Source organism: Enterobacter sp. CPE_E890 (genome assembly GCF_046521475.1).
In the GTDB taxonomy this organism is placed as follows: domain Bacteria; phylum Pseudomonadota; class Gammaproteobacteria; order Enterobacterales; family Enterobacteriaceae; genus Enterobacter; species Enterobacter adelaidei.
Genome location: NZ_JBKFZW010000001.1, coordinates 3727106 through 3738963 on the forward strand (window position 1 = coordinate 3727106; position 11858 = coordinate 3738963).

Annotated in this window: 10 protein-coding genes; 3 read left to right on the forward strand and 7 right to left on the reverse strand. The window is 55.4% G+C overall.

Annotated features, from left to right (window positions below; translation table 11 throughout):
* Nucleotides 1-388: 388 nt before the first annotated feature.
* Nucleotides 389-4276 (reverse strand): phosphoribosylformylglycinamidine synthase, encoded by a 3888-nt coding sequence (gene purL / locus ACLHV9_RS18365; RefSeq protein ID WP_108090921.1) that lies wholly within the window; start codon nt 4274-4276, stop codon nt 389-391.
* A gap of 267 nt (nt 4277-4543) precedes the next feature.
* Here purL and mltF point away from each other — a divergent pair, with 267 nt between their 5' ends.
* Entirely contained in the window at nt 4544-6094 is a 1551-nt protein-coding gene (mltF, locus tag ACLHV9_RS18370; protein WP_108090922.1) for a membrane-bound lytic murein transglycosylase MltF, read from the forward strand.
* Here mltF and tadA read toward each other — a convergent pair.
* Genes tadA through murQ form a run of 4 tightly spaced genes read right to left on the reverse strand, consistent with a single transcriptional unit; the run spans nt 5982 to nt 9451 of the window.
* Complete coding sequence (tadA, locus tag ACLHV9_RS18375) at nt 5982-6521, reverse strand: tRNA adenosine(34) deaminase TadA (RefSeq protein WP_108090923.1); 540 nt, start codon at nt 6519-6521, stop codon at nt 5982-5984. The two genes, mltF and tadA, sit on opposite strands and share 113 nt — an antisense overlap.
* A 24-nt stretch (nt 6522-6545) precedes the next feature.
* Nucleotides 6546-7181 carry a phosphatidylglycerophosphatase C gene (gene yfhb, locus ACLHV9_RS18380; RefSeq protein WP_108090924.1) on the reverse strand — a complete coding sequence of 212 codons (636 nt, stop codon included), beginning with the start codon at nt 7179-7181 and terminating at the stop codon, nt 6546-6548.
* A gap of 3 nt (nt 7182-7184) precedes the next feature.
* Complete coding sequence (locus ACLHV9_RS18385) at nt 7185-8546, reverse strand: PTS transporter subunit EIIC (protein ID WP_108090925.1); 1362 nt, start codon at nt 8544-8546, stop codon at nt 7185-7187.
* An 11-nt stretch (nt 8547-8557) separates the two neighbouring features.
* Complete coding sequence (gene murQ, locus ACLHV9_RS18390) at nt 8558-9451, reverse strand: N-acetylmuramic acid 6-phosphate etherase (RefSeq protein WP_108090926.1); 894 nt, start codon at nt 9449-9451, stop codon at nt 8558-8560.
* 118 nt (nt 9452-9569) lie between these two features.
* On the opposite strand from murQ, the gene ACLHV9_RS18395 reads away from it, so the two are divergent.
* Both ACLHV9_RS18395 and ACLHV9_RS18400 read left to right on the forward strand, forming a co-directional pair.
* On the forward strand, nt 9570-10418 hold the full coding sequence (locus ACLHV9_RS18395) for a MurR/RpiR family transcriptional regulator (protein WP_028016063.1): 849 nt from the start codon (nt 9570-9572) through the stop codon (nt 10416-10418).
* A 46-nt stretch (nt 10419-10464) separates the two neighbouring features.
* Nucleotides 10465-10725: a YfhL family 4Fe-4S dicluster ferredoxin gene (locus ACLHV9_RS18400; RefSeq protein WP_008502177.1), complete on the forward strand. Its 261-nt coding sequence runs from the start codon at nt 10465-10467 to the stop codon at nt 10723-10725.
* On the opposite strand, the gene acpS is transcribed toward ACLHV9_RS18400, so the two are convergent.
* Nucleotides 10722-11102, reverse strand: coding sequence for a holo-ACP synthase (gene acpS / locus ACLHV9_RS18405; RefSeq protein ID WP_028014094.1), 381 nt, complete (start codon nt 11100-11102; stop codon nt 10722-10724). The two genes, ACLHV9_RS18400 and acpS, sit on opposite strands and share 4 nt — an antisense overlap.
* Nucleotides 11102-11833, reverse strand: a complete 732-nt coding sequence (pdxJ, locus tag ACLHV9_RS18410) for a pyridoxine 5'-phosphate synthase (RefSeq protein ID WP_407220935.1) — start codon at nt 11831-11833, stop codon at nt 11102-11104. Before pdxJ ends, acpS begins: the two co-directional genes overlap by 1 nt.
* Nucleotides 11834-11858: the final 25 nt, after the last annotated feature.

An 11858-nucleotide genomic window follows, 5' to 3' on the forward strand; every position in this document is an offset into this window, starting at 1 on the left:
TCGCTATGATCAGTAGTTGGACGGCAGGCACCTTTTTGTGCGTCATTCGAAGTTTATGTAGCACGTCCCGAAGGGGCTGACATAAGAGGGTGAATGAGCCACTGGTTAGTATTATGCAACAGCCGTGCCAGAATGCAAAACCAAAAATTAACACATTGATATATATAGTTTTTATTCATTTAACCTGTTAATTATCGGTTGAATGATTTCCAGGCTAAGTGTCGCTATTAAGCAACACCTTAACGGGAAACTGTCGTGTCATATAAAAATCAATAAGTTAAATGTCTCCATTTGGAGACACTCTTTTACTGCGTTGTCGCGGTTTTGCGACAGGTATAAAAAAGCCCGGTGGCGTTTCCGCTCACCGGGCCTGCATTCATTTTATTGCTTAACCCAACTGTTTACGCGCGTTGCGGAAAATACGCATCCACGGGCTGTCCTCGCCCCAGTTTTCCGGGTGCCAGGAGTTGCTCACGGTACGGAATACACGCTCCGGGTGCGGCATCATGATGGTTGCGCGACCGCTTTCGCTGGTAACAGCAGTAATCCCGTTTGCCGAACCGTTCGGGTTGGCCGGGTAGGTTTGAGTGACCTTACCGAAGTTATCGACAAAGCGCAGCGCCACCAGGCCTTTGCTCTCCAGCTGAGCCAGATGCGCGGCGTCACGCACTTCAACCTGACCTTCGCCGTGAGACACCGCGATTGGCATCTGCGAACCCACCATGCCCTGCAGCAGCAGAGAAGGACTCTGAGTCACTTCCACCAGGCTAAAACGCGCTTCGAAGCGGTCAGACTGGTTGCGCACAAAGCGCGGCCAGGCTTCGCTGCCCGGGATCAGTTCACGCAGGTTGGACATCATCTGGCAGCCGTTACACACGCCCAGCGCCAGGGTTTGCGGACGATGGAAGAAGGTTTCGAACTCGTCACGCACGCGATTGTTGAACAGAATGGACTTCGCCCAACCTTCACCCGCGCCCAGCACGTCACCGTAGGAGAAGCCACCGCACGCCACCAGCGCCTGGAAATCTTCCAGACCGGTGCGGCCTGCCAGCAGGTCGCTCATGTGAACGTCGATTGCATCAAAGCCCGCGCGGTGGAAGGCTGCGGCCATCTCAACGTGGGAGTTAACGCCCTGCTCGCGCAGCACGGCCACTTTCGGACGCGCGCCCTTCGCAATGTACGGCGCAGCAATATCTTCGTTGATGTCGAAGGAGAGTTTCACGTTCAGGCCTGGATCGTTGTCATTTGCCTTCGCGTTATGCTCCTGATCGGCACATTCCGGGTTGTCGCGCAGACGCTGCATCTGCCAGGTGGTTTCTGCCCACCACATACGCAGCGTGGAGCGGCTTTCGCTGAACACGGCATGACCGTCAGCTTCAATGACGAAGCGGTCGCCCTGAACGGCTTTACCCAGATAGTGCACACAATCTGCCAGACCGTGCTTCGCAAGGATGGCTTCAACCGCGTCGCGATCTGCCGCACGAACCTGAATCACGGCGCCCAGCTCTTCGTTAAACAGCGCCGCCAGACGGTCTTCGCCCAGAGAGGCAATATTCGCTTCCACGCCACAGTGGCCGGTGAAGGCCATTTCTGCCAGCGTCACCAGCAGGCCGCCGTCAGAACGGTCGTGGTAGGCCAGCAGCTTACGCTGCGCAACCAGCGCCTGGATGGCATCGTAGAAGCCTTTTAACTGCGCCACATCGCGCACGTCAGCTGGCTTATCACCCAACTGACGGTAAACCTGCGCCAGCGCGGTCGCACCCAGCGCGTTGTTGCCTTTACCCAGGTCAATCAGCAGCAGGGCGTTGTCTTCGGTCACGAGCTGCGGCGTAACGGTATGACGAACGTCTTCCACGCGAGCAAAGGCGGAGATAATCAGCGACAGCGGAGAGGTGATCTCGCGCTGCTCGTTGCCTTCCTGCCAGCGGGTCTTCATCGACATGGAGTCTTTACCCACCGGAATGGTCAGGCCCAGCGCAGGGCACAGCTCTTCACCCACCGCTTTTACCGCTTCATACAAGCCTGCGTCTTCACCCGGGTGACCAGCAGCGGCCATCCAGTTCGCAGAAAGTTTGATACGTTTGATATCGCCAATCTGGGTTGCAGCGATGTTAGTCAGCGCTTCACCAACGGCCAGACGAGCAGAGGCCGCGAAGTCCAGCAGCGCCACCGGGGTACGTTCACCCAGCGCCATTGCTTCGCCGTAGTAGCTGTCGAGGCTCGCGGTGGTCACGGCGCAGTTAGCGACCGGGATCTGCCACGGACCGACCATCTGATCGCGCGATACCATACCGGTCACGGTACGGTCGCCGATGGTCACGAGGAAGGTTTTCTCTGCCACGGCCGGCAGGTGCAGCACGCGGTTGACCGCTTCCGCAACGGTAATGCCCTTAAGATCCAGCGCTTTTCCTGCCGCTTTACGGGTTTCAACGTCGCGGGTCATCTTCGGCGTTTTACCGAGCAGAACGTCCAGCGGCAGATCGATCGGCTGGTTGTCAAAGTGGGTGTCGCTTAAGGAGAGATGCTTCTCTTCGGTCGCTTCACCAATAACGGCATACGGCGCACGCTCGCGGCGGCACAGCTCGTCAAACAGCGGTAATTGATCCGCTGCAACGGCCAGAACATAACGTTCCTGAGATTCGTTACACCAGATTTCCAGCGGGCTCATACCCGGCTCATCGCTCAGGATGTCGCGCAGGTTGAAACGGCCACCGCGACCGCCGTCGCTCACCAACTCCGGCATGGCGTTAGACAAACCGCCCGCGCCCACATCGTGAATAAACAGAATTGGGTTAGCTTCACCCAGCTGCCAGCAGCGGTCGATCACTTCCTGGCAACGACGCTCCATTTCCGGGTTGTCGCGCTGCACGGAAGCAAAGTCGAGATCCGCATCAGACTGACCAGAGGTCATAGAAGAAGCCGCCCCACCGCCCAGGCCGATGTTCATTGCCGGGCCACCGAGGACGATCAGCTTCGCGCCCACGACGATCTCGCCTTTCTGCACGTGATCGGCGCGAATGTTGCCGATCCCCCCCGCCAGCATGATCGGTTTGTGGTAGCCGCGCAGCTCTTCGCCGTTGTGGCTGTCCACTTTCTCTTCATAGGTACGGAAGTAACCGTTCAGCGCCGGACGACCAAATTCGTTGTTAAACGCCGCGCCGCCCAGTGGGCCTTCGGTCATGATATCCAGCGCGGTTACAATGCGCTCTGGCTTGCCGAAATCTTCTTCCCACGGCTGTTCAAAACCCGGGATGCGCAGGTTGGAAACGGAGAAACCGACCAGACCAGCTTTTGGTTTAGCCCCGCGACCGGTCGCACCTTCATCACGGATTTCACCGCCGGAACCGGTCGCCGCCCCCGGCCACGGGGAGATCGCCGTCGGGTGGTTATGGGTTTCGACCTTCATCAGGATATGCGCGGGCTCCTGATGGAAGTCATAGCGCCCTGCTTCGCGATCGGCGAAGAAGCGGCCCACCTCGGAACCTTCCATCACCGCAGCGTTGTCTTTGTAGGCAGACAGCACGTGGTCAGGGGTTTTTTCCATGGTGTTTTTAATCATTTTGAACAGCGACTTCGGCTGCTGTTCGCCGTCGATAACCCAGTCGGCGTTGAAAATCTTGTGACGACAGTGTTCAGAGTTGGCCTGCGCGAACATATAGAGTTCGATGTCATTCGGATTGCGGTTCAGCTTAACAAACGCATCCTGCAGATAATCAATTTCGTCTTCTGCCAGTGCCAGGCCAAGACGCAGGTTCGCGTCAATCAGTGCCTGGCGCCCCTGCCCCAGCAAATCCACGCTCTGTACCGGCGCAGGCTGATGGTGGGAGAATAGCTTCTGCGCGTCATCGAGAGAGGCAAAAACACTCTCCATCATGCGGTCATGAAGCTCAGCTGCAACCGCCTGCCACTGTTCTTCGCTCAGAGTGGAAGCTTCCACATAGTACGCCACACCGCGTTCCAGACGGTTAATCTGGCTCAGGCCACAGTTGTGGGCGATGTCGGTGGCTTTGGAAGACCAGGGGGAGATGGTGCCCGGACGCGGTGTCGCAAGGATCAGTTTGCCGGTTGGCGTATGGCTGCTCAGACTTGGGCCATACTTGAGCAGGCGTTCCAGCTGTACGCGCTCCTCTGCATTCAGGGGGGCATTCAGGTCAGCAAAATGGACATACTCAGCGTAAATATTGCTTACCGGAAGGTCGGCCGCCTGAAAACGTGCCAGCAGTTTGTTAATACGGAAGGCAGACAGTGCAGGCGAACCACGCAGAATTTCCATCATAAGTCTCTCGTCTTCGAAGCGCCGGGGCGCTTACAGTGTGCGCAAGGGGGGAAAACGGGCGTCATTATAGAGAATCCTGAGCGCCGACGAAACCGTTTGCGTCGAAATAAAATCTACGCAGATGTTTAACAATAGATGTGACCTGTCTCTCTAATGGGTTGCCAAGTGGCGCAAGTTTACGCAAAATGCCGCTCATTCAATGGCAAACCTTATTATTAACATGGCTACAGCAGACTGAGGCAACCGGCGTCGCAGAGAATTAACTAATTGAAAAAATTAAAGATTAATTATCTGCTCATCGGCATTGTGACGTTGCTGCTGGCAGTGGCCCTCTGGCCTTCTATCCCCTGGTTCGGCAAAGCCGAAAACCGTATCGCCGCCATAAAGGAGCGGGGGGAATTGCGCGTCAGTACCCTAAACTCTCCGCTGATCTACAGCGACATCAACGGCAAAGTTATTGGTCTGGATTACGAACTGGCCCAACAGTTCGCCGATTATCTTGGCGTAAAGCTTAAAATTACCGTCCGCCAGAATATCAACCAGTTGTTTGATGACCTCGATAACGACGATGCCGATATGCTCGCGGCCGGGCTGGTGTATAACAGCGAGCGCAGCAAGAACTATCAGCCAGGCCCGACCTACTACTCCGTTTCGCAGCAACTGGTCTACCGTGTCGGAAGCGTTCGCCCGCGCACGCTTGCTACCATTAACGATCAACAACTGACGATTGCCCCCGGCCATGTGGTGATTGACGATCTGCGTGAGCTCAAGGAGAAGAAATACCCGGACCTGAGCTGGACAGTCGATCCCAAACTCGGCACTACGGAACTGCTGGAACAGGTTAAAAATCAGAAACTGCCCTATACCATCGCTGATTCGGTTGCGATCAGTCTTTTCCAGCGCGTTCACCCTGAGATCGCCGTAGCGCTGGACGTGACAGATGAACAACCCGTTACCTGGTTTACCCAGCTCGACGACGATCAGACCGTCTCTGCGGCGATGCTCGATTTCTTCAATACCATCAATGAAGACGGTACCCTGGCGCGTCTTGAGGAGAAGTATCTCGGTCACGGTGACGACTTTGACTATGTTGACACCCGCAGCTTCCTGCGCGCGATAGACGGTGTCTTGCCGGATCTGCAGCCGTTGTTTGAAAAATACGCCCAGGAAATTGACTGGAAACTGCTGGCGGCTATCTCCTATCAGGAATCTCACTGGGATACCCAGGCCACGTCGCCCACGGGCGTACGCGGTTTAATGATGCTAACCAAAAATACCGCCCTGAGCCTGGGTGTGAATGACCGTACCGATGCCGAACAGAGCATCAGCGGTGGTGCGCGCTACCTGCAGGATATGATGGCCAAGGTACCGGAAACAGTGCCGGAAGAAGAGCGGATCTGGTTCGCGCTGGCCGCCTACAACATGGGTTATGCGCATATGCTTGATGCGCGAGCGTTGACGGCGAAAACGAAAGGTAACCCGGACAGCTGGTCAGACGTTAAACAGCGGTTGCCACTGCTGAGCCAGAAACCCTGGTACAACAAGCTGACATATGGCTACGCACGCGGACATGAGGCTTACGCCTATGTGGAAAATATCCGTAAATATCAGATAAGCCTGGTAGGATACCTGCTGGAAAAAGAGAAAGAAGCGGCAGAGGCAAAACAACTGGCTCAAAGTTACCCGGTTGTGGCACCGGATGAACTTAATCGTCCGACAACTTCAATTCTGCCTTTTGTTGCTTTTTCTGCTGCCGGCGCATTCGAAAGAAATCACTTAGTAGCCCCGAACACTCTGGTGCAAGCACCCCGCCGATAGTCTTGACCTGATGGTTCATCCCCGGGTGTCCCAGAACATCCATCAGTGAGCCGGCAGCGCCGGTTTTTTCATCCCGCGCACCGAAGACAAGCGTGCCAATACGGCTGTGTACCATCGCACCAGAACACATCACACAGGGTTCAAGCGTCACGTACAGCGTGGTGTCGAGCAGGCGATAGTTTTGCAACACCAGCCCACCTTGTCGAAGCGCCATGATTTCGGCGTGAGCAGTGGGATCGTGACGGCCAATCGGGCGATTCCAGCCTTCTCCAATCACCTGGTTGTTGTAAACCAGCACGGCACCCACGGGGACCTCGCCCTCTTCCCAGGCACGTTGAGCCAGCGTTAGCGCGTGGCGCATCCAGTATTCATGATTGTGTTCAGGATTGGACAAGGGTTGATACTCCGGTCTAAAAGCGGGCGGCATTATACACACCCTCCAGAGAGAAGACTATTCGAGTTGCTGAAGTTCTCCCACCGGCGTGACACGCCAGCGATGCTGGCAAAAATAGAGCAGCGGATTGTCCTGTTTGCTGTCACTGTAGCCGCTGTAAAGACGCAGCGGTGTACCGATGCGTTTCTCCAGTTGCACCACTTTTTCATGTCCCAGGCAACGCAGGGTGAGCACCCAACCGCCATAACCGCGAGCAATCTGTGTGGCGATAAGATTCACCCTGGGGAGCCATGGGGTATCAAAATAGACCTGCTCAACCAGCGTCTGCGGTGAACCGGTAATCAGCCAGATATCGGCATCGTTCGCATCGAGATAGCTGGTGAGACGCGCCTGAACGACAGGAAACGCGGCGACATGACCGCGAAACCAGTGTGCAAAATCCTGTTCGAGCTGTTTGAGTCGCGATTCACTGTGGCCAAACGTGCATCCCCACAGCAGCAGACTCATCGGCCATCGCGCTGCCCGGCCTTTCACCAGCAGCGCGATGCCAATCACGGGTAAGAGCGGTAATACGAGCAGTGCATTCAGAGGCTGACGCCGCAACAGGTAGCGCATAAACGTACCAAACATATCCTGCTGATGCAGCGTTCCATCCAGGTCGAAAAAGACAACGCGACGCTCATGATTTGCCAAACTTTACTCCTCTGGATCGTTGAATCCTAACAGCCAGGTAAACAGGAACCCGGCTATCACCGCTACTAAATAGCCTAACAGATAGAGCATCACTTTTCCGGTCACGATGGTCAACGCCAGCGGTAAACCGGACAGTCCAAAAGTGATAACAGTGGCGACTTTCCAGTAGCTGATGAGTGCTCCACCTACCGCACCACCCAGACAGGCAGCGAGGAACGGTTTACCCAGCGGCAGCGTGACGCCAAAAATCAGCGGTTCACCAATGCCAAGCAAACCGACAGGAAGTGCGCCTTTAATCACTTTTTTCAGGCGCATATTGCGGGTTTTCATCAGCACAGCGATGGCCGCACCAACCTGTCCCACGCCTGCCATAGAGAGGATAGGCAGAAGCGCGTTGTAACCGTGCGTCTGCACCAGCTCGACATGGATCGGTACCAGACCCTGATGCAGACCGGTCAGCACTAATGGCAGGAAAGTGCCAGACAGCACCGCCCCGACTAACAGGCCGCCGCGATCGATAGCCAAAGACGCGCCATGGGCAATCGCTTCTGAGATCCAGCCGCCCAGGGGTTGCAGTGCAACAATCGCCACACTGCCGGTGATAAGTGTCGTCAGCAGTGGATTGAGGATAAGCTCAATTGATCCGGGCAAAAGAGCGCGCAATTTTTTCTCGATCCAGCACATCAGGATCACCACCAGCAGTACAGCAATCACCCCGCCGCGTCCCGGCTGAAGCGCCTCGCCAAACAGGGTTATCTGTGCCAGTTGTGGGCTGGATAAAATCCCTGCCATCACCCCGCCCATGGCCAGCGAGCCACCAAATACTTTAGCCGTGTTCACCCCGACCAGAATGTTCATGATGGCAAACACTGCGCTGCCGAAAATCCCGAGAATACCCAGCAGATTCGGATACTGAGTGGCAAAATCCCCAACAATATCCGGGCGCTTGAGGATGTTAATGATCCCGGTGATCAAACCAGAAGCAATGAACGCTGGGATCAACGGAATAAAGACGTTTGCCAGCTGGCGCAGCGCATCGCTCATTGGGGCTTTGTATTTGGCCTTTGCCTGCGCTTTGGTGCGTTCAGCATCCTCAATCGACACGCTTGCTCTGCTGCCCATCAGTGCGCGCATGGCATCGACCACCTGTGCCGCTTTCCCCGGCCCGACGATCAACTGGTGCTGTTGCCCCTGTTTCACGTAGCCGCTGACGCCGGAAAGCTGCTTCAGACGCGGCACATCAAGCTGATCATCGTTATGCACTTCGACCCTCACGCGCGTCATGCAGTTTTCCAGACGCTGAATATTTTCTTCCCCACCAATTCCTTGCAGGATATTGCTGGCGAGCGCTGCTGTTTTATCCATACACGCCTCTGTTAGTTTTCTAATGCCGCCCGTAAGAAACCGTTATGCGCATCGAGTTTGGCTCTCGCGGCCTCAGCGTCCAGCCCACTTAAGATCATCAGAATGGCCGGTTTAACATCGTGATCGGTCTGTTTGAGCACCGCTTCTGCCTCTTCACGCCCTGCGCCCGTCGCCTCCATCACCATGCGGCAGGCTCTGTCCACCAGCTTGACGTTGGTCGCCTGCATATCCACCATCAGGTTCTGGTAAACCTTGCCGAACTTCACCATTGCACCGGTGGAGATCATATTGAGCACCAGCTTTTGCGCGGTCCCGGATTTCAGGCGCGTGGAGCCGGTCAGCGCTTCCGGCCCGACCACCGGAGAGATAGCTATAGCGGCCACCTGTGCAATCGGTGAGCCTGGGTTACAGGAGATGGCGACCGTCGTGCAGCCGGTCTGGTTAGCGTATTCCAGCCCGCCAATGACGTACGGCGTGCGCCCGGATGCCGCCAGCCCGACCACCAGATCCTTCGCTGTCAGATTCAGCGCCTTCAGGTCATCCTCGCCCAGCTGTTTGTTATCTTCCGCCCCTTCAACGGCTTTCAGCAGCGCACCTGGACCACCGGCAATCAACCCGACCACCAGACCGTGTGGAACACCAAACGTCGGTGGGCATTCGGACGCATCCAGTACGCCAAGACGCCCGCTGGTTCCGGCCCCCATATAAATAATACGACCACCCGCCTTCAGTGCTTCCGCCGCGGCATCGACAGCTTTCGCCACCTCAGGTAATGTCTCTTTCACTGCCTGCGCCACCAGCGTATCCTGTTGATTAAAACGGCTAACCAGCTCAAGGGTGGAAAGTGCATCCAGATCCATGGTTTGCGGGTTACGCGTTTCTGAAACAAGTGAGCCAAGATTCATGTTTTGTACCTCAGGAATTTTTAATTCATAATAATCACACTATAATGGAATATAAAATTCATTCAGGCGAGCAAAATTCGTATTTGCGCAGATAATCACATTTTCGCCAGGAGAACCTATGAACTGTTTAATTCGTATTCGCCAGCGGTATGCAGGCTTTGCTCAAAGCGACAAAAAGCTGGCGGATTATCTGCTTTCTCAGCCCGATCGCGCCCGCCATCTCAGCTCGCAGCAGCTGGCGAGTGAAGCCGGTGTGAGTCAATCAAGCGTGGTGAAATTTGCCCAGAAGATTGGCTTTAAGGGCTTTCCCGCCCTCAAACTGGCGATTAGCGAAGCGCTGGTGAGTAACCCCAATCCGCAGTCGATGCCCGTACATAACCAGATCCGTGGTGATGACCCGATGCGTCTGGTTGGGGAAAAGCTGATTAAAGAGAATGTCGCGGCCATGCATGCGACGCTCGATGTGAACACGGAAGAGAAACTGCTGGAGAGCGTGGCGATGCTACGTGCAGCACGGCGTATCATTTTGACCGGAATTGGCGCATCCGGCCTGGTGGCACGTAATTTTGGCTGGAAGCTAACCAAAATCGGTTATAACGCCATTGTCGAGCAGGATATGCACGCCTTGCTGGCGACTGTACAGGCGATGGATCCTGACGATCTGCTGCTGGCAATCTCCTATTCCGGTGAGCGTCGTGAAATCAATATGGCGACCGACGAAGCCCTGCGTGTCGGCGGTAAAATTCTGGCAATCACCGGCTTTACTCCGAATGCCCTGCAACAGCGGGCAACGCGCTGTTTATATACCATTGCCGAAGAGCAGGCTACGCGCAGTGCGGCTATCTCATCCACCAGTGCGCAAATGATGCTGACCGATCTGCTGTTTATGGCGCTGGTGCAGCAGGATCTGGAACACGCACCCGAGCGCATTCGCCACAGCGAAGAACTGGTAAAGAAACTGGTTTGACGCGTATAATGCCCGCCCAGTTTGTGTTGTTTCTGAGAATTTCCTGATGGCGCTGTTAATTACCAAAAAATGCATCAATTGCGATATGTGCGAACCCGAATGCCCGAACCAGGCAATTTCAATGGGCGACAGCATTTATGAAATTAACAGCGACCGCTGCACCGAATGCATCGGTCACTATGAGACGCCGACCTGTCAGAAAGTGTGCCCGATCCCCAATACTATCCTGAAAGATCCGGCACACGTCGAGAGCGAAGAGCAGCTATGGGATAAGTTTGTCCTGATGCATCATGCGGACAAACTTTAACTTTCGATGATCACCGTTGCGCTTGCATAGTGGCGTTCATCCGCGATCGTCACGTGCATGTGGTTCACGCCCAGCTTCTCAGCCAGCTTTTGCGCCTCGCCCCATAAACGCAGGCGCGGTTTACCCAGTTCGTCGTTAAACACTTCAAACTGGTTAAATGCCAGACCATTTCGAATACCCGTACCAAAGGCTTTGGCGGCCGCTTCTTTCACAGCAAAACGCTTGGCCAGAAAACGCACCGGCTGCTGATGCGCTTCCCAGATGGCCCATTCGTTATCGCTTAGCACACGCCTTGCCAGGCGATCGCCGCTACGGGCGATCACCGCTTCAATGCGGGCTATTTCAACGATATCCGTGCCTAAGCCCAGAATGGCCATTACTTGCGCGCTTCCAGCATCAGACGTTTCATCTCTGATACCGCCTCTTTCAGGCCACTCATCACTGCACGGCCAATAATCGCATGGCCGATATTCAGCTCATGCATTTCCGGCAGGGCGGCGATGGCCTTAACGTTGTGGTAGGTGAGGCCATGTCCAGCATTGACCTTCAGGCCCAGGTTTGCGGCATAAGTGGCTGCTTTAGCGATACGCTCCAGCTCTTTGGCCTGCTCAGCATCGCTTTCAGCATCAGCATAACAACCGGTATGAATTTCGATATACGGTGCGCCCGCGTCGGCTGCCGCTTTGATCTGGGCGAAATCGGCGTCGATAAACAGAGAAACCAGGATGCCGGCATCAGCCAGACGTTTGCAGGCATCGCGCATTTTGTCGAGCTGCCCTGCAACATCCAGACCGCCTTCGGTCGTCACTTCCTGACGCTTTTCCGGTACCAGGCAGCAGAAATGCGGTTTAGTCTCGCAGGCAATCGCCAGCATCTCTTCCGTGACGGCCATCTCCAGATTCATACGGGTATCCAGCGTCTGACGCAGAATACGTACGTCGCGATCGGTGATATGGCGACGGTCTTCACGCAAATGAACGGTAATGCCGTCGGCGCCAGCCTGCTCGGCGATAAATGCCGCCTGAACCGGGTCAGGATAAGCCGTGCCGCGCGCATTACGCAGCGTGGCGATATGATCAATGTTGACGCCTAACAGTAATTCAGCCATGACAATCCTCGGTTTTCTTTTGGTT